General features: G+C 72.7%; 15 protein-coding genes and 1 CRISPR repeat array. Of the genes, 14 read left to right on the top strand and 1 reads right to left on the bottom strand.

Annotated features, from left to right (window positions below):
- The first annotated feature begins 1 nt into the window (after position 1).
- The 9 genes from ABZ249_RS01500 to ABZ249_RS01460 all read left to right on the top strand — a co-directional run bounded on the left by ABZ249_RS01500 (position 2) and on the right by ABZ249_RS01460 (position 10,914).
- A complete protein-coding gene (locus ABZ249_RS01500) occupies positions 2-829 on the top strand; it encodes a carbohydrate ABC transporter permease (protein ID WP_355255681.1) in 828 nt (275 codons plus the stop codon).
- A gap of 48 nt (positions 830-877) precedes the next feature.
- Positions 878-2,149: a sugar ABC transporter substrate-binding protein gene (locus ABZ249_RS01495; protein ID WP_355255678.1), complete on the top strand. Its 1,272-nt coding sequence runs from the start codon at positions 878-880 to the stop codon at positions 2,147-2,149.
- Positions 2,150-2,200: 51 nt separating this feature from the next.
- Complete coding sequence (locus ABZ249_RS01490) at positions 2,201-3,427, top strand: ADP-ribosylglycohydrolase family protein (protein WP_355255675.1); 1,227 nt, start codon at positions 2,201-2,203, stop codon at positions 3,425-3,427.
- On the top strand, positions 3,424-4,803 hold the full coding sequence (locus tag ABZ249_RS01485) for an ADP-ribosylglycohydrolase family protein (RefSeq protein WP_355255672.1): 1,380 nt from the start codon (positions 3,424-3,426) through the stop codon (positions 4,801-4,803). The genes ABZ249_RS01490 and ABZ249_RS01485 overlap by 4 nt, the downstream gene beginning before the upstream one ends.
- Complete coding sequence (locus tag ABZ249_RS01480; RefSeq protein WP_355255669.1) at positions 4,800-6,821, top strand: SUMF1/EgtB/PvdO family nonheme iron enzyme; 2,022 nt, start codon at positions 4,800-4,802, stop codon at positions 6,819-6,821. The genes ABZ249_RS01485 and ABZ249_RS01480 overlap by 4 nt, the downstream gene beginning before the upstream one ends.
- Entirely contained in the window at positions 6,818-8,026 is a 1,209-nt protein-coding gene (locus tag ABZ249_RS01475) for a CoA transferase (protein WP_260697146.1), read from the top strand. The genes ABZ249_RS01480 and ABZ249_RS01475 overlap by 4 nt, the downstream gene beginning before the upstream one ends.
- Entirely contained in the window at positions 8,023-8,841 is an 819-nt protein-coding gene (locus ABZ249_RS01470; protein ID WP_355255665.1) for a CoA ester lyase, read from the top strand. Before ABZ249_RS01475 ends, ABZ249_RS01470 begins: the two co-directional genes overlap by 4 nt.
- Before the next feature lie 176 nt (positions 8,842-9,017).
- On the top strand, positions 9,018-10,034 hold the full coding sequence (locus ABZ249_RS01465; RefSeq protein ID WP_355255662.1) for a cellulose binding domain-containing protein: 1,017 nt from the start codon (positions 9,018-9,020) through the stop codon (positions 10,032-10,034).
- Positions 10,035-10,086: 52 nt separating this feature from the next.
- The gene (locus ABZ249_RS01460) at positions 10,087-10,914 is read left to right on the top strand and encodes an endo alpha-1,4 polygalactosaminidase (protein ID WP_355255659.1); all 828 of its coding nucleotides are present in this window, start codon (positions 10,087-10,089) and stop codon (positions 10,912-10,914) included.
- Positions 10,915-11,281: 367 nt separating this feature from the next.
- Positions 11,282-12,712: direct repeats of the CRISPR family, unit length 29 nt; unit sequence GTGCTCCCCGCGCACGCGGGGATGGTCCC.
- A 40-nt stretch (positions 12,713-12,752) separates the two neighbouring features.
- Here the strand turns inward: ABZ249_RS01460 and ABZ249_RS01455 are convergent.
- Entirely contained in the window at positions 12,753-12,986 is a 234-nt protein-coding gene (locus ABZ249_RS01455) for a hypothetical protein (RefSeq protein WP_355255656.1), read from the bottom strand.
- 560 nt (positions 12,987-13,546) lie between these two features.
- Here ABZ249_RS01455 and ABZ249_RS01450 point away from each other — a divergent pair.
- The 5 genes from ABZ249_RS01450 to casB all read left to right on the top strand — a co-directional run bounded on the left by ABZ249_RS01450 (position 13,547) and on the right by casB (position 20,610).
- Positions 13,547-14,416, top strand: a complete 870-nt coding sequence (locus ABZ249_RS01450) for a DUF5753 domain-containing protein (RefSeq protein WP_355255653.1) — start codon at positions 13,547-13,549, stop codon at positions 14,414-14,416.
- Positions 14,413-14,613, top strand: coding sequence for a DUF397 domain-containing protein (locus ABZ249_RS01445; RefSeq protein WP_355255650.1), 201 nt, complete (start codon positions 14,413-14,415; stop codon positions 14,611-14,613). The genes ABZ249_RS01450 and ABZ249_RS01445 overlap by 4 nt, the downstream gene beginning before the upstream one ends.
- Before the next feature lie 757 nt (positions 14,614-15,370).
- A complete protein-coding gene (gene cas3, locus ABZ249_RS01440; RefSeq protein ID WP_355255647.1) occupies positions 15,371-18,238 on the top strand; it encodes a CRISPR-associated helicase Cas3' in 2,868 nt (955 codons plus the stop codon).
- Positions 18,228-19,940 carry a type I-E CRISPR-associated protein Cse1/CasA gene (casA, locus tag ABZ249_RS01435; RefSeq protein ID WP_355255644.1) on the top strand — a complete coding sequence of 571 codons (1,713 nt, stop codon included), beginning with the start codon at positions 18,228-18,230 and terminating at the stop codon, positions 19,938-19,940. The genes cas3 and casA overlap by 11 nt, the downstream gene beginning before the upstream one ends.
- 22 nt (positions 19,941-19,962) lie before the next feature.
- Positions 19,963-20,610: a type I-E CRISPR-associated protein Cse2/CasB gene (gene casB, locus ABZ249_RS01430; RefSeq protein WP_355255641.1), complete on the top strand. Its 648-nt coding sequence runs from the start codon at positions 19,963-19,965 to the stop codon at positions 20,608-20,610.
- Positions 20,611-20,689: the final 79 nt, after the last annotated feature.

The raw sequence follows: 20,689 nt of genomic DNA, 5'->3' as shown, positions 1-20,689 counted from the left end.
CGTGCGACCCCTCGTCCGTCCCGCCCAGTACCTCGCCCTGGCCGCGTACATCGTCTTCCTGGGCTTCCCGCTGCTGTGGCTGATCTCCGCGTCGCTGAAGTCGTCCGCCGAGCTCAACTCGCTCACCGTGTCCCTGCTGCCCGGCGAATGGCGCTGGGACAACTACGCCCGGGCCCTGGAACGCCAGGGGCTGGTCCGCTCCGCGGGCAACAGCCTGCTGGTCGCCCTGGCCTCCACGGGCCTGGTCGTCCTCATCGCCCTGCCCGCGTCCTACGTCCTGGCCCGGCTCAAGGGCGCGGTCCGCGGCGCGGGGGTGGGCTGGATCCTGGTCAGCCAGGTCTTCCCGGTCATCCTCATCATCCTGCCGCTGTTCCTGATCCTGCGGACCCTGGGCCTCACCGACAGCCTGGGCGGCCTGATCCTGGTCCACACGACCTACACGCTGCCGTTCGCGCTGTGGATGCTCCAGGGGTACGTGTCCGCGATCCCCGTCGACCTGGAGGAGGCGGGCTCCGTGGACGGGGCCGGACGCCTGGACGTGCTGCGGCTGGTCGTCCTGCCCCTGCTGGTCCCGGGGGTCGCCGCCACGGCCATGTTCGCGTTCGTGTCCTCCTGGAACGAGTTCTTCTTCGCCCTCGTGCTGCTCCAGTCGCCGGAGAACTACACCCTGCCCATCACGCTGAAGATGTTCATCGGCGGCGAGGGCAAGGTGGCGCTGGGGCCGCTGGCCGCGGGATCGGTGCTGGCCGCCGTCCCGAGCATCGTCTTCTTCTCCCTCATGCAGCGGAAACTCACCGGCGGGCTGATGGCCGGCGCCGTCAAGGGCTGACCCCGCGCGGATTCCGCCGCACCCACCCCCGAGGAAAGGAACCCCCGAATGAACACCCGAGCCGCGTCCATCGCCGCCGTCCCGGCCGCGATGCTGCTCCTCACCGCCTGCGGAGGAGGGGACGGGGGCGACGGCGGGCCGGTGACGCTCCAGTTCCAGTCGCTCTCCGACCAGCCCGCCGCCATCGAGGCCACCGAGAACATCGTCCGGGAATGGAACGAGGCGAACCCCGACGTCCAGGTCGAGATCGTCCCCGCGGGCTGGGACGGGATCTACGACAAGCTGATCACCCAGTTCAACGGCGGCGCCGCGCCGGACATCATCCACTACGAGGCCGCCGGGATCGTCCCCTTCGCGGTGGACGGCTACCTCGCCGACCTGTCGGACCACATGTCCGACGCGACCCGCGTGGACATCCCCGCCGGCGTCCTGGACGCGGTGACGGTCGACGGGCAGGTCGTCGCCTACCCGACCGAGATGCAGTCCTACGTGGTCTTCGCCAACCGCGGCATCCTGGAGGAGGCCGGGGTGGAGGTCCCCGAGGGGGAGACCATGACCTGGGACGAGCTGCGCGAGATCGCGCAGAAGACGACCTCCGGCGACCGGTACGGCCTGGGCTGGGGGCTGGGCAGCCCCACCGCCGTGTTCATGTCCATGGCCCCGTCGTTCGGCGGCACGTTCTTCGACGGCACCGGCGCCGACGCCGAACTGGTGCTGGGGGAGGGCGAGATGGCCCTGCCCGAACTGGTCGGGACCATGGCGCACGAGGACAGGACCATGCTCCCGGTCGGCCTCTCCCAGTCCGGCTCCGAGGTGCTCGCCTCCTTCTACGCCGGCGAGGTGGCCATGACGGTCCAGGGCTCCTTCCAGGCGACCAACATCGCCGCCGACGCCCCCGAGGACCTCGACTGGGTGGTGCTGCCCCCGCTGGAGGGCCCCGCGGGCCCCTGGCAGACGGCCAACCCGCAGACGCTGTCGGTCAACGTCGACTCCGAGCACGTCGAGGAGGCCGCGCGGTTCCTGGAGTTCTTCACCTCGACCGAGAACCTCGCGGTGCTGAACGAGGCAGACTCCCTCATCCCGGCCACCGTGTCCGCGCGCGAGGCCATGGCCTCCTCCCTGGACGACCAGCCCGGCTGGGAGCAGATCCTCGCCTCGGCCGACTACCTGGAGTCCTCCCCGTTCCTGTTCGTGGACTCCTACGCACAGTGGAAGGACACCGTGGCCACCCCCGCCTACCAGCGCTTCCTCGCCCAGGAGACGGACTCCGACCAGATGCGCGCCGAACTCCAGGAGGGGTGGGAGGAGATCACCGGATAGCGGTCGGGCGGGGACGGAGAGTCGAGAGCCGAGGACGAAGGGCGAGAAGTCGTGGACTGGCTGCAGGACCGGGCGGTGGCCGTGATCACCGGAGCCGCGGTGGGTGACGCGCTGGGCGGTGCCACCGAGGGGTGGACCCCCGAGCAGATCGAGGAGCGCCACGGCGGCCGGGTCACCGGCATCGTCGGCCCCTGGTACCCGAACTGGCGCGAGGCGCGCCCGATCGCGCCGTACCACAAGGGCGACGGGCACATCACCGACGACACCCTGATGACCCGGGCGCTCGTGGAGGTCTACGCCGAGCGGCGCGCGCACCTGGACGCGTACGCGATGGCCGAGGACCTCGTCCCGCTGATGATCGGGGAACCGCGCTGGATCCCCGAGCTGGAGTCGACGGCGCTGCTGCTCCAGCGGGTGTTCCTGGCCGAGAAGTGGATCGTGGCGCGGCTGCACTACGGGCACGTCGACCCCCGGGAGGCGGGCGTCGGCAACGTGGTCAACTGCGGCGCGGCCATGTACATGCCCCCGGTGGGGCTGGCCAACGCCGGGGACCCGCACGGCGCCTACGCCGAGGCGATCGACCTCACCGGCGCCCACCAGTCCAGCTACGGGCGGGAGGCGGCCGGGGTGTTCGCCGCGATGGTCGCCGCCGCGGTGGCGCCCGGGGCGACGGCGGACGACGTGGTCGCCGCCGCCCTGGAGGTCGCCCACGACGGGACCCGGGACGCCCTGGAATCGGTGGTCCGGGCCCTGGACGGCTGGGCCGGTCCGCCCGCCGACGACGAGGGCGAGCGCGAACTGGCCCGGCTGGTGCGCGCCGCGGTCGAGCCCTTCGACTCGGTGGGCCCGCACTACCGGCAGATGTCCCGGGACGCCCGGCGGCCCTCCCGGACCAAGGCGATCGAAGAGCTCCCCGCCGCCCTGGGCCTGCTTCTCGGGCACGGGGGCGACTACCGCGGCGCCGTCCTCGCCGCGGTCAACTACGGCAGGGACGCCGACTCGATCGCCGTCATGGCCGGTGCGGTCTGCGCGGGGCTGGGCGGGTCCGCCGCCGTCCCCGCGGAGTGGATCGACGCGGTCGAGGCGGCCAGCCGCATGGACATCCGTGCGACCGGCCGCCTCATGGCCTCGGCCGCCGCCGACATCCTGCGCGCCGACCGCGAGCGCGCCCTGGCGCGGCTGCGCGGGATGGACGCCCTGATCGGCGGGGACCCCGCCGGCCCGGCCGCGGCGGCGGGGGCCGCCGCGGCCGACGGCTCCGGGGACGGTGCGGCATGAGGCTCACCTGGGCGCAGCCCGAGGACCTGGTCGCCCACGAACTCGTCCAGTCCCGGGCCGAGGGGCGCGACACCGGCGAGGTCCTCGCCCGCTGGACCGCGGCGGGCGGCGACCCCGTCCCCGTCGTCAGCGGGGCCGGGCCGACCCCGGCCCCCGCCCCGCTGCGGGCCCTGGCCCGCACCCTGCTCGACGAGCTGGACGCGCTGCCGGCCCCCGCCGCCGACCACGAGCCCGACCCGTGGGAGCGGATCGAGGAACTGCTGCCCCCGCCCCCGGCGCTCCCCGCGCCCGGGGACGGCCTCGCCGAACGGGTGCGCGGCGCCTGGACCGGGCGCGCCGCGGGCTGCCTGCTGGGCAAACCGGTGGAGAAGATCCCACGCGAGGGCATCGAGGAGATCCTGCGCGCCACCGGCCGCTGGCCCCTGGACCGCTGGTTCACCGCCGTCGGCCTGCCCGCCGACGTGGCCGCCCGGTGGCCGTGGAACCGGCGCAGCGCGGGCACCTCCCTGGAGGAGAACATCGACGGGACGCCCGAGGACGACGACCTCAACTACCCGATGCTCGCGCTGGAGCTCCTGGAGCGGCACGGCCCCGGGTTCACCACCGACGACGTCGCCGCGCTCTGGCTCGACCTCATGCCCGCGGGCCGGGTGTTCACCGCCGAGCGGGCCGCCTACCGCAACATCCTCGACGCCCGGCCCGTCCCCGAGACCGCCACGCACCACAACCCGTTCCGCGAGTGGATCGGCGCCCTCATCCGCACCGACCTGTACGGCTGGACGCACCCCGGCGACGTGCGCACGGCCGCCCGCCTGGCCTGGACCGACGCCCGGCTGAGCCACACCCGCAACGGCGTGTACGGGGCGATGTGGGCGGCGGCGCTGGGCGCGGCGGCGATGACCGCCGGCTCGGTCGAGGAGGTCCTGGACGCCGCACAGACCGTGCTGCCGCCGCGCAGCCGGATCGCCGCCGCGGTGGGCCTGGGCCGGGAGGCCGCCGCCGAGGGCGACGTGCGCTCGGGCCTGGACCGGCTGCACGCCGCCTACGGCGACCTGCACTGGGTCCACGTGCTCAACAACGCCGCCGTCATCTCCTACGCCCTGGCCCGCGGGGGCGGGGAGTTCGGCCCCAGCGTGTCGATCGCCGTCACCGCCGGCTGGGACACCGACTCCGCCGCCGCCACGGTCGGCGGGGTGGTCGGCGCCCTGGCCGGGGTCGACGGCATCGGCGGACAGTGGACCCGCCCCCTGGACGGCCGCATCGCCACCTCGCTGCCCGGCGGGGAGCGGCGCATCGACGAACTGGCCGCACGCACGGCGGCCCTGGCCGCGGCCCGGCCCGCGCCGGGTCCGACGAACGACACGAGGACCGCATGACCTACACCTTCGACCCGCTCGTCCCGCGCCCCATCGACCGCCCCACCGAGGTCCCGGCCGAGCTCACCCCCGAACGGCTCGTCGCGCTGGACGACGCCAAGATCTTCGCCGCCCCCGAACGGGCCGCCGACCGCCCCGCCTGGCGGGCCCGCCTGCACGCCTGGCGCGAGGACGCGCGCGCCCGCCACGCCTACGACGGCTCGGCGTACGCGCGCCCGGAGGCGGCCTGGGCGGCCCGCTGCCACACGGTGGCGCAGGTGTGGCTGTGGGACGAGCTGCTGTACTCCTTCGAGGAGGGCCGGTTCACCCCCCGGCGGTTCCTGGCCGACGCGCGCGAGCGGTTCGGCGGGCTGGACGCCGTCGTCCTGTGGCACGCCTACCCCGTCATCGGCCTGGACGACCGCAACCAGTGGGACCACTACCGGCAGGTGCCCGGGCTGCGGGACCTGGTGGACGACCTGCACGCCGCCGGGGTGCGGGTGTTCGTCGACTACAACCCCTGGGACGTGGGCACCCGACGCGGCGCGGACGACGTCACCGAACTGGCCACGCTGGTGGCCGACCTGGACGCCGACGGCGTCTTCCTGGACACGCTCAAGAAGGCCGAGCCCGAACTGGTGGAGCGGCTGGAGGCCGCCCGCCCCGGGGTGGTCCTGGAGGGCGAGTCCAAGCTCGCGGTGGAGCGGATCGAGGACCACTCCGCCTCCTGGGCGCAGTTCTTCGCGGACTCCCAGGTGCCCGGTGTGCTGCGGGCCCACTGGTACGAGCGCCGCCACATGCAGCACCACGTGCGCCGCTGGCACCGCGATCACACCGAGGAGCTGCGGTCGGCCTGGCTCAACGGGGTCGGCGTCATGGTCTGGGAGGTGGTCTTCGGGGTGTGGGTCGGCTGGTCCCGCCGCGACGCGGCCACCGTCGCCCGCATGACGGCCGTCCAGCGCGCCGCCGGCGACCTGCTGCTGGAGGGGGAGTGGACCCCGCTGGCGGAACTGGACCCCGCGGCCGAGCGGGCCGGGGTGTACGCCTCCCGCTGGGAGCGGGACGGGCTCACCCTGTGGACCCTGGCCAACGCCTCCGACCGCGACCACGAGGGGCCCGTGCTCCCCGGGGCGCCCGCGGACGGAAGGCTGTTCGACCTCACCGGCGGCGGCCGGTCGGCCGACGGGCGCGCCGCCGTGCCCGCCCGGGGGATCGCGGCCCTGCTGCACGTGGCCGAGGGCACCCCCGTCCCCGAATGGCTCCCCGGCCTGCTGGCCGAGCTGGGGCGGCGGCCGCACGACCCCGACGCCCGGTTCCGGCACCGCCTCGCCCGCCGGCTCGCCCCGGCGGCGCCCGCGGTCCCCGCCGGAGGGAGCGGCCCCGACGGCGCCGTCGCCGTCGTCCCGGCCGGCCCCTACGCGCTGACCGTCCGCTACCGGGCCCGCGAGACCGGCATGTACCAGGGCGCGCCCTACGTCGACGAGTGGAAGCCGCTGCCCCCGCGCCTGCACGACGCCCGCGTCCTCCAGCGCGACGGGGTGCTGGACGCCCCCGTAGCGGTGGCCGCCACGGAGGTGACCCAGGCGCAGTTCGCCGAGTTCCTGGACGCCACCGGCTACACCCCGGCCCTGCCGCACCGGTTCCTCGCGCACTGGCGGGACGGCCGGCCCGCCCCCGGCACGCTGGACCGGCCGGTGACCTTCGTCGACCTCGACGACGCCCGGGCCTACTGCGCCTGGCGGGGCGGCCGCCTGCCCACCGAGGACGAGTGGCAGCTCGCCGGGGAGACCGGGGCGCTGCTGCGCGGCGAGCCCGCCGTGTGGAACTGGACCGAGAGCGAGCACAGCGACGGGCGCACCCGGTTCGTGATGCTCAAGGGCGGCAGCGACCACACCGCCGAGGGGTCGGAGTGGTACGTGGAGGGCGGGCGCCGCGGGCCGGAGTACAGCGTCAAGCTGCTGCTGCCGGGCCTGGGGCAGGCGCGCTCGGCCACCGTCGGCTTCCGCTGTGCCTGGGACCTGCCGGGAGGTGCGCGGTGACCGTCTCACGCGACCCGGCACGCGGGGCCCTCGCCGGGCTGCGCGTCGTCGACGCCGCCACCCTGTTCGCCGGACCGATGGCGGCGCTGCACCTGGGGGACATGGGCGCCGACGTGGTCAAACTCGAACACCCGGAGCGGCCGGACCCGGCGCGCACCCACGGGGCCTCCGAGAACGGGGTGAACCTGTGGTGGAAGACCCTGGGGCGCAACAAGCGGACCGCCACCGCCGACCTGTCCACCGAGGGCGGCCGGGAGGTGCTGCTGGCCCTGGCCGAGCGCTCCGACGTCGTCATCGAGAACTTCCGCCCGGGCACCCTCGAACGCTGGGGGCTGGGGTACGAGGAGCTGTCCGCCCGCAACCCCGGGCTGGTGCTCGCCCGGGTCAGCGGGTTCGGGCAGGTCGGGCCCTACCGGACCAGGCCGGGCTTCGGCACCCTCGCCGAGGCCATGAGCGGGTTCGCGGCGATGACCGGCGAGCCCGACGGGCCGCCCACCCTGCCGCCCTTCGGGCTGGCCGACGGCATCGCGTCCCTGGCCACGGCGTTCGCGGTCATGGTGGCGCTGTCCGCCCGCGCGGGCACCGGGCGCGGGCAGGTCGTGGACACGGCCATCATCGAGCCGATCCTCGCCATGCTGGGACCGCAGATCACCCGCTGGGACCGGCTCGGCACCGTGCAGCCGCGCACCGGGAACCGGTCGGTCAACAACGCGCCGCGCAACACCTACCGCACCGGCGACGGCAAGTGGGTGGCCGTGTCCACCTCCGCGCAGTCCATCGCCGAACGCGTGGTCCGCCTGGTGGGGCGGCCCGAGCTGGCCGACGAGCCCTGGTTCGGCAGCGGCGCCGAGCGGGCCCGGCACGCCGACGTGCTCGACGCGGCGGTGGGCGGCTGGATCGCCGCCCGCACCCGGGACGAGGTGGTCGCGGCCTTCGAGGAGGCGCAGGCGGCGGTCGCCCCGGTGTACGACGCGTCCGACATCGTGGACGACCCCCAGTTCCGGGAACTGGGGACGATCCACCGGATCGAGGACCCCGAACTCGGGCCGATGCTCATGCAGGGGCCGCTGTTCCGGCTGTCGGGCAACGACGGCGTCATCCGGTTCACCGGGCGGGCGCACGGGGCCGACACCGACGAGGTGCTGGCCGAGCTCGGCTTCACGCCGGAGCGGATCGCCGGACTGCGGGCGAAGGGACAGGTATGAGACCGCCGCTGACCTGGCTGTACGTGCCCGCCGACCGGCCCGACCGGGTGGCGCGGGCGCTGGACTCGGACGCGGACGTGGTGATCGTCGACCTGGAGGACGCGGTCGCCCCGGCCCGCAAGGACGAGGCGCGGGCCGCGGCCGCGCGGCTGCTGGCCGGCGCCGACCGGCCGGCGCAGCTGCGGATCAACCACCCGGACACCCCCTGGCACGCCGGGGACCTCGCGGCCCTCGCCGGCCTGCCCGCCGCCGTCGGGGCCCGCCTGCCCAAGGTGGAGTCCCCGGACCAGGTACGGGACCTGGCCGCCCGCCTGCCGGGCCGCCCCCTGCACCCGCTGCTGGAGTCGGCGCTGGGCGTGGAGCGGGCCTTCGAGATCGCGGCGGCCTCCCCGGCCGTGGCGTCCCTGGGCCTGGGCGAGGCCGACCTGTCCTCGGACCTGCGGGCCGACGGCGACGCCGCGCTGGCCTGGGCCCGGGGGCGCACGGTGGTCGCCGCACGCGCGGCGGGGCTGCCGCCGCCGGCCATGTCGGTGTACCCGCGGGTCGGGGACCCGGAGGGGCTGGCGGCGTCCTGCGCGGCGGGGCGGGCCCTGGGGTTCTGCGGGCGGGCGGCGATCCACCCGGCGCAGCTGCCGGTCATCCGCGCCGCGTTCCTGCCCACCCCGGACGAGGTCGACCGGGCCCGCACCGTGCTCGCCCGGGTCGGCGAGGCGGCCGACGCGGGCGTGGGCGCGATCGCGCTCCCGGACGGCACCTTCCTGGACCGGGCGATGCTCGACCGCGCCCGCGCCACCCTCGCGCTCGCGGACCGCTAGGCCGCGTTGCCGGGACCCGCGGCCCGCCGCGGCCCGCCCGCCGGCGCCCCGCTGCCCCCCGGCGGCGGCCGGATCGCCCGGCGCCCGGGGACAAAGGGGGGTTTGCGCGGCGGCGCCGGCGGGATACCGTTCGGTCGTCTGGGAGCGCTCCCAGACCCGACCGAAAGGATGTGACCGTGTTACGCACCCTCCTGAACACGGCCCTCGCGGCCGTGCTCGCCGCGGCCGCCCTCGCCCCGGTTCCGGCGGCGGCCGCCGAGACATGCGCGGCCCGAGCCGTCGTCACCTCCTCGTGGGGGAGCGGCTTCACCGCCTCGATCACGGTGACCAACACCGGGGACGAGCCGGTCTCGGGCTGGTCCGCCACCTGGACGCACCCGGCGGGGCAGGCCACCACCGCGGGGTGGAACGCCGGGTTCGAGCACGACGGGGGCACGGTCACCGCCCGCGGCGCCGCATGGAACTCCGACCTCGTTCCGGGCGCCTCCGCCGAGTTCGGGGTACAGGGCACCACCACCGGCGGGCAGGCCGAGTTCACCGGGCTGAGCTGTGCGTTCGGGGACGGGGACAACGGAGGAGAAGAGGGGGACGCGGTGCGGATCATGCCGTTGGGGGACTCCATCACGGGCTCGCCGGGGTGCTGGCGGGCGCTGCTGTGGCGGGACCTCGTGGACGCGGGGCAGGAGGTGGACTTCGTCGGCACCCTGCCGGGCGACGGCTGCGGGTTCGCCTACGACGGCGAACACGAGGGGCACGGGGGCTACCTGGTCACCAACGTGGCCCGGCAGGGGCTGCTCGCCGGGTGGCTGGAGCGGAGCGACCCGGACACGGTGCTCATGCACTTCGGCACCAACGACGTCTGGAGCGGGATCCCCACGGCCGACATCCTGGCGGCCTACGACACGCTGCTGGCGCAGATGCGGGCGCACGACCCGCACATGCGGGTGCTGGTCGCCCAGATCATCCCGATGGACCCCGACCGCAGCTGCGCGACCTGCGGACAGGGGGTGCGGGACCTGAACGCGGCCATCCCGGCCTGGGCGGCGGCCAACACGACCGCCGAGTCGCCGGTCACCGTCGTCGACCAGTGGACGGGGTTCGACACCGACGCCGACACCTATGACGGGGTCCACCCGTCGGAGAGCGGCGACCGCAAGATCGCCGACCGCTGGTTCGCGGCCCTGGCGCCGTGACCCGGGGCGGGCCGGGTGGGGGCACCGCCCGGCCCGCCGCTAGGCTCCGACCATGAGCTCCCGGCCGACACCGCTCGCCGCCGTCGCCGCGCTGGCCGTCCTCGCGACGGCGTGCGCGCCGGCCGCGGACCCGTCCTCCCACGCGGAACCGGTGGGCCTGCCGCAGGGCGGGTTCGACTACCAGCTGGGCGGGGGGTACGGGCCGCCCGACGGGGTGGGGGTCGTGATCCGGGACTCCACGGACGAGCCGGAGCCGGGCCTGTACTCGGTCTGCTACGTCAACGGGTTCCAGACCCAGCCCGGCGAGGCGGACCGGTGGCTCGACGAGGGGCTGGTCCTCCTCGACGGCGTGGGGGAGCCGGTGGCCGACCCGGGCTGGCCGGACGAGCTCCTGCTGGACACCTCCGACCCGGCCGGGCGCGAGCGCATCACGGAGCTGCTCGCCGGGACGATCGGGGGGTGCGCCGACGCGGGGTTCGCCGCCGTGGAGTTCGACAACCTGGACTCCTTCACGCGCTCGGACGGGGCGCTCACCGCCGAGGACAACTTCGCCCTGGCCGAGGCGCTCGTCGCGGTCGTCCACGAGCACGGGATGCTCGCCGCCCAGAAGAACACGGCGGAGGAGACCGACCGGGGCCTGGAGGCGGGGTTCGACTTCGCCGTCACCGAGTCGTGCGGCGCCTGGGACGAGTGCGACGTCTACGCCGCCGCCTACGGCGCCGAGGGTGTGCTCGACATCGAGTACCCGGACACGCTCGAAGAGCGGGGGACGACCTTCGCCGAGGTGTGCGCCGACCCGGACACCCCGCCGCGCACCATCCTGCGCGACCTCGACCTGGTGCCCGAGGGCGCCGAGGGGCACCTTTACGAGGCGTGCTAGCCCCGGGTTGCAGACGGGACCTATGGTCACGTTTTCATTGCCGATCGCCCGGGAGACCCGGCCCCGAGTGCGGACATTCCACCCACCCCCGGCCGTACCGCCGCCCTCGGGTCGACCGGAAAGCGACGGGAGTGCAATCGTTCGTGTACGGAGAGTCCCGGTGTGGTGCACAATGAATCTGTCGGTGTTCCCTTCCTGGAACTTTCACGCACCGACAGACCCCGGGGGTGCTCGCACCCCCGGGGTTCTGCGTTCCCGGGTTCTCTCTCCACCGCGCGTATAAAGTGACGCTTCGAGATCAGTGTCCGGATCTCCAGAAGTTTGAAAATCGCTTAGCATCCGGTGGCATCTTCCCAGGTCATTTACTGTGCTCCCCGCGCACGCGGGGATGGTCCCACCGCAACCACCCAGGGGTCAGCGTCACGGCGGTGCTCCCCGCGCACGCGGGGATGGTCCCGAGCTGGTGGTGCGCGACCGCGACGGCCGGGAGTGCTCCCCGCGCACGCGGGGATGGTCCCCCCACCACCCAGGCCCAGTTGGTGTTCGCCGAGTGCTCCCCGCGCACGCGGGGATGGTCCCCGCGGCGCTTCCAGGTGTCGATGGTGTCCCGGGTGCTCCCCGCGCACGCGGGGATGGTCCCACCGACGGCACCAGCCACGTCGCCCCCTCCGTGTGCTCCCCGCGCACGCGGGGATGGTCCCGCTTCCAGGAGTTGATGAACCGCTCCCGGGCGTGCTCCCCGCGCACGCGGGGATGGTCCCCGTAGAGAGGGAAACACCATGGCTCACGAGATGTGCTCCCCGCGCACGCGGGGATGGTCCCATCTCCTCCCCGGTGGCCAGGTGGGCGCGGTCGTGCTCCCCGCGCACGCGGGGATGGTCCCTGCGCTTCGTCCTGGACGAGGACGACCCCGAGGTGCTCCCCGCGCACGCGGGGATGGTCCCATGGACGCCACCGACCTGGCCCAGGCCGTGGGGTGCTCCCCGCGCACGCGGGGATGGTCCCGTGTCCTTCCTCGCGGCGACCTGGACCATCTTGTGCTCCCCGCGCACGCGGGGATGGTCCCGGCACCGCCGAAGGTCTGCGCCTGGCCCGCAAGTGCTCCCCGCGCACGCGGGGATGGTCCCAGCAGCACGATGTCGGCGTCCTGCTCGATGCTGTGCTCCCCGCGCACGCGGGGATGGTCCCTGGAGAGCGCCGGGCGTCCGGACGCCGCGGAGGTGCTCCCCGCGCACGCGGGGATGGTCCCGCCCAGCGGCTGTGAACCGAACAGGTGCACTCGTGCTCCCCGCGCACGCGGGGATGGTCCCATCGTCTCCTCGAGGGCGGTGATGGCCAGGGAGTGCTCCCCGCGCACGCGGGGATGGTCCCTTGTAGGTGGTGTTCGCCTTGAGGGCGCTGATGTGCTCCCCGCGCACGCGGGGATGGTCCCTGGGCCTGCCCAGATGCGCCGAGGGACTCGAAGTGCTCCCCGCGCACGCGGGGATGGTCCCTTCGCCTCCGCGGAGCGGTGGGAGGCCAACTAGTGCTCCCCGCGCACGCGGGGATGGTCCCTCGGCGCCCTTGACCCGGTTGCGCTTGTGGTGGTGTTCCCTGCGCACGCGGGGATGGTCCCCACCCGGCTGCGCCCGCCCGACCCGGTCGTCCGTGCTCCCCGCACCCGCGGGGATGGTCCCGCGTGGAACTCCCACGCGGTTTCGTCCGGGTCGTGCTCCCCGCGCACGCGGGGATGGTCCCGGCATCATCCGCCGGCCTCCCTCAGGCCCTGGGTGCTCCCCACGCACGCGGGGACGGGTCCAGCGCTGCGGCCCCGATTGTCATCGCCGGGACCCGCTCTATTAGTGACGGTCGGTATTACGCCAAGGGGTGGGCAGCGTACCGCCCCTGCACAGGTGGCGGTGGAGGATGTCGAATGCACGGTCCGCGCCACTTAGGGCAACGACCGGGTCTGCGCCGGGCTCCTTGATGTCACGCAGGGCGGACGAGAGGTTATCGAACAGTTGGTCGGCGTATTCCTGTTGGGCGGGGGTTGGCTGTTCACGGCGGACGGTGTCGGGTTCGGTCCGGGTCATACCGTCTTCCTTTCCTGGGGTTGCGAGTGGTCGATGTGTGCTGGAACGGCGTGGAAGCGGACGGTGTCCGGTCGGGCGCGGTGCCGGTGCCGGGCGACTGCGGGGCGCAGTGAGGCGGACGAACTCGTCGAAGCTCAGAGGGTTCACAGTCGTCCCAGGAGTTCGGCGACCAGGTCGCGCGCCAGTACGTCCTCATGGCCGGACGGAGCGATCGGGACGGTGACGTGCGGTTCCCCGCGCATCGGCCGCCACCACTGACCGGCTATGTAACGGACAGTCACGCGGCGTCCCGCGTACTCCGCCTGCACCGCTCCGGGTAGGTCTCCGTCCATTACGGCGATTCCTCGGCGCCGCAGCGCCGAGTGCAGAGCCAGTACCGCGCCTTCGGGATCAGAAGTAGGCGTTCCGGAGGGCATCACGATGAAGGTCTCCCAACGTCATGGAGCGGTTACAGACCTCAGTGTGCGCCCAGCGGCCTTAAAAAGCAATATGCTTTCTAGGTCTGCTTAATGATTCTGTCCGTACGTCCCGTGGTGTCCGCTCTATGGCACGATGGGGCCATGACCAGCAAGCCGCAGGCACCCACGGTGGCGCGATGGGTGCTCGCCCGCGAGCTGCGAAGGCTTCGCGGTGACAGGAAGCCCGCCGACGTAGTTCGTCCTCTCCGTGCCCAGCAGACCAGCCTTGCCCGTTGGGAGGACGGCGGCCCCGGAGGGCAGGTGCCGGGTGTGGCCCGCCTGGAAGGTCTCCTCAGGGTCTACGAGGTCGGAGACGAGGAAGCAGCCCGTCTCATGCAACTGCGCGAGGTCGCCCGCACCCCTGGATGGTGGCAAGGGCACGACGTTGAAAAACCGTACGGGACGTTCATCGGGCTGGAGGATTCGGCCGCCGAGATCCTCGCCTACGAGGCACAGTTGATCCCAGGGTTGCTACAGACGGAGCGCTACACCCACGCCGTCATGCTTGCCGCGCATGCTCCCTCCCGTGCTCCCATGACGGACATAGAAGATCGTGTCGCCGTCCGCCAACGTAGACAATCACGGTGGCTCGAACGGCAGACTCCGCACCTGTGGGCGGTCGTGGGCGAGGCCGCGTTGCGGACTCTGGTCGGGGGGTCCGACATCATGGCAGAGCAGCTCCGTCACCTGCTCAAAATGGCAGAACGGCAAGACATTTTGACGCTGCAAGTACTGCCGTTCGCTGCGGGCGCGCACTCCGCTACGGAATTGAACAGCTTCGCGATCCTGACCGTTAATAGTGAAGGGCTCTCCACGGTCTACCTCGAAGGCCCCACGGCGGACATGTTCATGGACGACCCGGCGGACGTGGAAACCTATCGCCGTGTTTTCGAGCACCTGAGGAAAGCCGCGTTGAACACGCCCGAGTCCCGGGCCCTGATGATCGACATCCTGGAAGGGCTCACGTCATGAGCACACGTACCTCGGATCGCCTCCCGCCTTCTTCGGTCTTCCGGAAGTCCTCCTATAGCGGAACTTCCGGCAACTGCGTAGAGGTGGCCATTACGCCCGAGGGTTCAGCTGTTCGGGATACTCGAAACCGAGAGGTCGAGCACCTCGCCTTTGATCGGTCTGAGTGGTGCGTACTGTTGCTGGCCGTGAGCCACTGACCTTGCCGATCTCTCCTGCTTGGCCCCCGCTGGTGCGGGGGCCTTTTGTTTTCAAGGGGAGGGCGCGATGGTGATTTTGAGATCATTCATTCAGGACCTTCTCCTGACATGCGTACCCACCCCTCCACCACGAGCGCATGGACTCCGGAAAAGTCTGATACGTCTTTTGGTGTAGTTTTCCCAGATGTGACCGATTCAACTACGAGTTGTATGTATATGGGGCCAAAATCATCGGGATTTACCATATGTCCCCCATATCCGATTGGCGGCTCTTATTGTGCTCGCGCACGCGCTCCGCTGCCATGGTCGATTGAAGTGAGGCTAGCACGCTCGTTGGGCTGCTGGGGCGTGAGGCAGGAGTACCACACCCTAAAAATTGTCACTGCTAACTACTTCGTTCCATGGCTTGGATTCGCACACGCTTCGCATTCGCTCTTCTAACGACTTCGTTCGCGTGGACTAGCTTTTTCGTGTACGGTATTGGGTGTTGCCCGATGCTTTTCGGGATGCTCTCGAAGTCGTTAGTAGAGAGATGCGTAGGGTCGTGTGCTCCCCGCGCACGCGGGGATGGTTTCAGTGAGGGCTTCGGTGGCGTACCGATGTGCTTCTCAGGTTCGTAGGGCGGCAGGTTTCGGCTTATAGCACGACCTGTCGCCCTCGTGCAGGGAAACCGATGGGTAGCAACTGTCCGGGCCTGGCCAGCACAAAGTTTCGAAATCGCCTGCGGCGGCGGGACCCAAGGGGATATCAAAGTCCCATGACGACTGATGGGCACCCCGAGCCCTGGGTGGCCTCCCTTTCCCCTGCTGCGCGCGCCGTGTGGGCCAAGCACGACTTCGACACCGACGGCTGGCTCCCGCTGTACCGCCACATGGCCGACAGCGCCGCCGTCGGCGGCCTCCTCTGGGATGAGTGGCTTCCCCCACAGGTCCGCCGCCTCATGGCGGCCGCCCTGCCCGATGGTGAGGCCGACGTCCGCCTCCTCGTCACCTGGCTCTGCTGCGTCCACGACATCGGCAAGGCGACGCCCGCGTTCGCCGGCCAGGTCGACGGCCTCGCCGACCGCATGCGCGCCAACGGCCTGGACACCCCCTCGCGCAAGCAACTCCCCGATCACTCCCACGCCCCCCACGGCCTGGCCGGCCAGCTCATCCTCCGCGACTGGCTCACCGCCCGCCACGGCTGGTCGAAGCGCGCCACCCACCAGCTCACCGTCGTCGTCGGCGGCCACCACGGCGTCCAGCCCACCGACGCCGGTATCCGGGAAGCCGACAGGCGCCCCGAACTCCTGCGCACCCCCGGCAACGAGCAGGCCTGGCTCGACGTCCAGTACGAACTCCTCGACGCCGCCGCCACCCGCACCGGTGCCGCGCCCCGCCTCACCGCCTGGCGTGACACAGCAATCCCCCAGACCGCGCAGGTCCTGCTCTCCGCACTGGTCATCACCGCCGACTGGATCGCCAGCAATCCCGACCTCTTCCCCCTCTACCCCAACGCCGGAACCCGCGCCCACGACCCCGTCCGCACTCGCGAGGCCTGGCGTCTCCTCGGCCTCCCCGCCCAATGGCGCCCCCGAGAACCCCAGGGAACCCCCGCCGAGCTCTTCGCGGCCCGCTTCGAGCTCCCGCCCGGCGCCACCCCCCGCCCCGTCCAGGAACAGGCCGTCGAGGCCGCCCGCGCCATGCCCGCCCCCGGCCTGATGATCATCGAGGCCCCCATGGGCGAGGGCAAGACCGAGGCCGCCCTCACCGTCGCCGAAGTCTTCGCCGCCCGCTCCGGCGCCGGCGGCTGCTTCGTCGCCCTCCCCACCATGGCCACGAGCAACGCCATGTTCGACCGCTTCCTCACCTGGCTCGCCCATGTCCCCGGCATGCCCGCCGAAGCCGCCTCCGTCTTCCTCGCCCATTCCAAGGCCCACCTCAACGAGGACTACCTCGCCCTGATGGGCGGCGGTATCACCCTCGACCTCGACCGGGACGGCGGTGACGACCGGGCCGTGACCGCCCTCATCGCCCACCGCTGGCTCCGCGGACGCAAGAAGGGCATGCTCGCCTCCTTCGCCGTCGGCACCGTCGACCAGCTCCTCTTCCTCGGCCTCAAGAGCCGCCACCTGGCCCTGCGCCACCTCGCCCTGTCCGGGAAGGTCGTGGTCGTCGACGAGGCCCACGCCTACGACACCCATATGAACACCTACCTCGACCGCGCCCTGACCTGGCTCGGCGAGTACGGCGTCCCCGTCGTCATCCTGAGCGCGACCCTCCCCGCCCGCCGCCGACGCGAACTCGTCGCCGCCTATACCGGTGACCGCGACGGCCACGACCACGTGGAGCAGGCCCGCGCCTACCCCCTCATCACCACCGCGGCTCCCGGCGTCCGCGCGGACGTCACCGGGCCCCGCGCCTCCGGCCGCGGCGCCGACGTCCTCATCGAACCCCTCGACGACGACCTCGACACCCTCACAAGCCGGCTCGAGACCGAACTCTCCGACGGCGGCTGCGCACTGGTCATCCGCAACACCGTCGCCCGCGTCCACGAGGCCGCGTCCCGCCTCCGCGACGCCTTCGGCGAGAACACCGTCACCGTGGCCCACTCCCGCTTCCTCGACCTGGACCGCGCCGCGAACGACGCCGCCCTCGTCGCCGCCTACGGCCCGCCCGACCGCGATCCGGAGCGCCCCGCCCGGCACATCGTGGTCGCCACCCAGGTCGTCGAGCAGTCCCTGGACGTCGACTTCGACCTCCTGGTCACCGACCTGGCCCCCGTCGACCTCGTCCTCCAGCGCATGGGCCGCCTGCACCGCCACCCCCGCGGCGAGCGGCAGTCCGACCGCCCCGCATCCCTGCGCCGCGCCCGCTGCCTGGTCACCGGTGTCGACTGGACCGCCACACCCCCCGAACCCGTCCGCGGCTCGCGCACGATCTACGGCGAACACGTCCTCCTGCGCTCCCTCGCGGTCCTGCGCTCCCGGCTGGACGCGCACGCCGACGCCGAACGCACGGTCCGCCTCCCCGCCGACATCAGCCCCCTGGTCCAGGACGCCTACGCCGACGACGACGCACTCCTCCCGCCCGCCTGGAAGGGCAGGGCCGAGGAGGCTCGCACCGCCCACGAGGTCGCCCGGCTGATCCAGCGCGAGAAGGCCCGCACGTTCCTCCTCAGGAAGCCCGCCACCCCGGGCAAACCCCTCATCGGCTGGATCGACGCGGGGGTCGGCGACGCCGACGACTCCCACAGGGGCCGCGCTCAGGTCCGCGACACGGCGGAGAGCCTGGAGGTCCTGGTCGCCCGCCGGGCCGCCGACGGCACCGTCACCACCGTCCCGTGGCTTCCCGACGGCCGCGGCGGCGTGGAACTGCCGACCCACACCGCCCCTCCCGCCGAAGCCGCCCGCACCCTGCTCGCCTCCGCGCTGCGCCTGCCCTACCAGTTCACCTTCGGCGCGACCATCGACCGCGCCATCGACGAACTCGAAACCGACATGGTCCCCGCCTGGCAGTCCAAGGACGCCCACTGGATCGCCGGGGAACTCGTCCTCTTCCTCGACGAGGACGACCGGGCCGACCTGGCCGGACACCACCTGCACTACACCCGGACCGACGGATTGAAGGCCACCCGTGCCGAATGACACAGCCACCGCACCCGTAACCTTCGATCTCACCACCAGCCCCTGGCTCCCGGTCCTGCGAACCGACGGCACCGCGGACGAGCTCTCCCTCACCGAGGTGTTCGCCCAGGCCGCCGACCTGCGACGGCTGGTCGGCGACGTGCCCACCCAGGAGTTCGCGCTGCTGCGCCTGCTGCTGGCGGTCCTGCACGACGCCCTCGACGGACCCTCGGACCTGGACGAGTGGGAGGACCTCTGGCGGGAGGGCATCCCGGCCGACACCGTCGCCGCCTACCTGCACGACCACCGCGAGCGCTTCGACCTGTTCCACCCCGCCACCCCGTTCTTCCAGGTAGCGGACCTGCGCACGGGCAAGGACGAGTACTCCTCGCCCGACCCGATCGTCGCGGACGTCCCCAACAACGCCCGGTTCTTCACCATGCGCGCCCTCGGTGCCGCCACCCTGACCTTCGCCGAGGCCGCCCGCTGGCTGGTCCACGCCCACGCCTACGACACCTCCGGCATCAAGTCGGGGGCCGTCGGCGATCCCCGGCTCAAGAGCGGCAAGGTCTACCCGCAAGGGGTGGGGTGGGCGGGGAACCTCGGTGGAGTCCACGTCGAGGGCGACACCCTCCGGGAAACACTGCTGCTCAACCTCGTCGCCTTCGACACCGACGGCCTGCACTGGGACCCCGACTTCGACACCGAACCGGACCTCCCCGCCTGGCGCCTGCCGCCCGACACGTCCGCACCCCTCGCCGGGACCGCGGCCGTCAGCCGACCGCACGGTCTGCGGGACCTCTACACCTGGCAGACCCGCCGCCTGCGCCTGCACCACGACGGGGAATCCGTCAACGGGGTCCTGCTCGCCTACGGCAACCCGCTGACCCCCCACAACAAGCACGACCGCGAACCCATGACGGCCTGGCGGCGCAGCCCCGCCCAGGAGAAGAAGCTCAAGCAGGCCACCGTCTACCTTCCCCGGGACCACGATCCCTCCCGGGCGGCCTGGCGCGGCCTGGGTGCACTGGTCACCGGGGAGGTCCGCGGCGCCGAACAACGCCATGAGGCCGCGGCCATCGTCCGACCCCGCATCCTGGACTGGTTCCACCGGCTCGCGGTGCACGGGCCCTTCGAACCGTCGACCCTCATCAGGGTCCGCCTGGCCGGGGCCGTCTACGGCACCCAGCAGTCCGTCATCGACGAGATCGTCGACGACGCGGTTGCTCTGCCGATCGTCCTGCTGGGCGAACGCAACGCGGACCTCGGGCGGATGGCCGTCGACGCGGTCGCGGACGCCGAGAACGCCGTCACCGTTCTGGGCGACCTGGCCACCGACCTCGCCCGAGCCGAGGGCAGGGAGCCCGACCCGCCCCGGAGCACAGCCCGCGACCAGGGGTTCGCCGCGCTCGACGACCGCTTCCGGGCGTGGCTCCGCGCACTGAGGTCATCGGACGACCCGGGCTACCCGGCCGAACAACGCCGACGGTGGCAGGCCGAGGTCCACCGGATCGTCTCCGACCTGGGCGGCGACCTGGTCCGGGCCTCGGGAGAGGCCGCCTGGCAGGGTCGGGTCGTCCACACCGCGAAGGGGGACCTGTGGCTCAACGCCTCCCGGGCCGACCTGCGCTTCCGCTCCGGCCTGCGCAAGGCCCTGACCATGGCCGCCCCCGAGGACGCGGCCGCCTCGAAAACGCCGGACGGTACCGGCGACGACGACTGAACCGGACAACGGAGACACAGCGGTGACCACCACGACCCCCACCGAGTACATGCCGGCGCTCCACGACCTGGGGACCTTCGTCGACGAGCGCATCCGCCCCATCCAGGGCGGCTACATGAAGGACCGACCCGAAGCGGTGGCGCTCCTGGCCAAACTGCGCCGGGGCGCGGGCAAACCCCTAGCGGACGTCCCGGAACTGATCGGGCTCACCCTCGACCACGACTTCTACGAGAAGTTCCCGGTCGACCACTCGCATGTTGAGCACGCCGAGGCCGCCGCCCACGAGGCCCTGACCCTGTACGCCCTGCACCAGCAGTCCAAACGGGACCAGGGCATGCACCGGCGGGGTCGCGACCTGGGCGGTGCGGTGCGGCGCCTCATGCCGGCCGGAACCATCGACGAACCCCTGCGCAGGCGCTTCGTCCAGGCCGGAAGCGCGGTGGACCACGGCGTCCGCCTGGACCGCCTCCGGGGCATCGTCAAGCTGCTGCGAGCCGCCGACGTCCCCCTCGACTACGGCCTGCTGGCCGACCAGCTCTACACGATCCGGGCCGTCAGGGGCGGCCCCGCCCGCGTCCGCACCGCCTGGGGTCGCGGGTTCCAGTCCTACCGCCCCGCGACCGCGGGGGAGGGCGGTACCGGAACGACGACGTCCCCGACGGACGGCTGACAGGCCGGGCCTGGCCCACACGCCCTCCGGCCGATCCCGGGACCCTCCTCCTGTCGCGCGCACATCCACCGGATTCCGC

Origin of the sequence: Nocardiopsis sp. NPDC006139 (assembly GCF_040614155.1) — a bacterium.
GTDB classification, from domain to species: domain Bacteria; phylum Actinomycetota; class Actinomycetes; order Streptosporangiales; family Streptosporangiaceae; genus Nocardiopsis; species Nocardiopsis changdeensis.
The sequence above is the reverse complement of the archived record's forward strand: the minus strand, read 5'-3'. Positions and strand labels throughout refer to the sequence as shown.

What these genes read in the sequence shown, in the direction of transcription:
- ABZ249_RS01495 (WP_355255678.1), top strand. Translation starts at nt 878, where the DNA reads ATGAACACCCGAGCCGCGTCCATCGCCGCCGTCCCGGCCGCGATGCTG.
- ABZ249_RS01485 (WP_355255672.1), top strand. Translation starts at nt 3,424, where the DNA reads ATGAGGCTCACCTGGGCGCAGCCCGAGGACCTGGTCGCCCACGAACTC.
- ABZ249_RS01480 (WP_355255669.1), top strand. Translation starts at nt 4,800, where the DNA reads ATGACCTACACCTTCGACCCGCTCGTCCCGCGCCCCATCGACCGCCCC.
- ABZ249_RS01470 (WP_355255665.1), top strand. Translation starts at nt 8,023, where the DNA reads ATGAGACCGCCGCTGACCTGGCTGTACGTGCCCGCCGACCGGCCCGAC.
- ABZ249_RS01460 (WP_355255659.1), top strand. Translation starts at nt 10,087, where the DNA reads ATGAGCTCCCGGCCGACACCGCTCGCCGCCGTCGCCGCGCTGGCCGTC.
- ABZ249_RS01455 (WP_355255656.1), bottom strand. Translation starts at nt 12,986, where the DNA reads ATGACCCGGACCGAACCCGACACCGTCCGCCGTGAACAGCCAACCCCC.
- ABZ249_RS01450 (WP_355255653.1), top strand. Translation starts at nt 13,547, where the DNA reads ATGACCAGCAAGCCGCAGGCACCCACGGTGGCGCGATGGGTGCTCGCC.
- ABZ249_RS01445 (WP_355255650.1), top strand. Translation starts at nt 14,413, where the DNA reads ATGAGCACACGTACCTCGGATCGCCTCCCGCCTTCTTCGGTCTTCCGG.
- cas3 (WP_355255647.1), top strand. Translation starts at nt 15,371, where the DNA reads ATGACGACTGATGGGCACCCCGAGCCCTGGGTGGCCTCCCTTTCCCCT.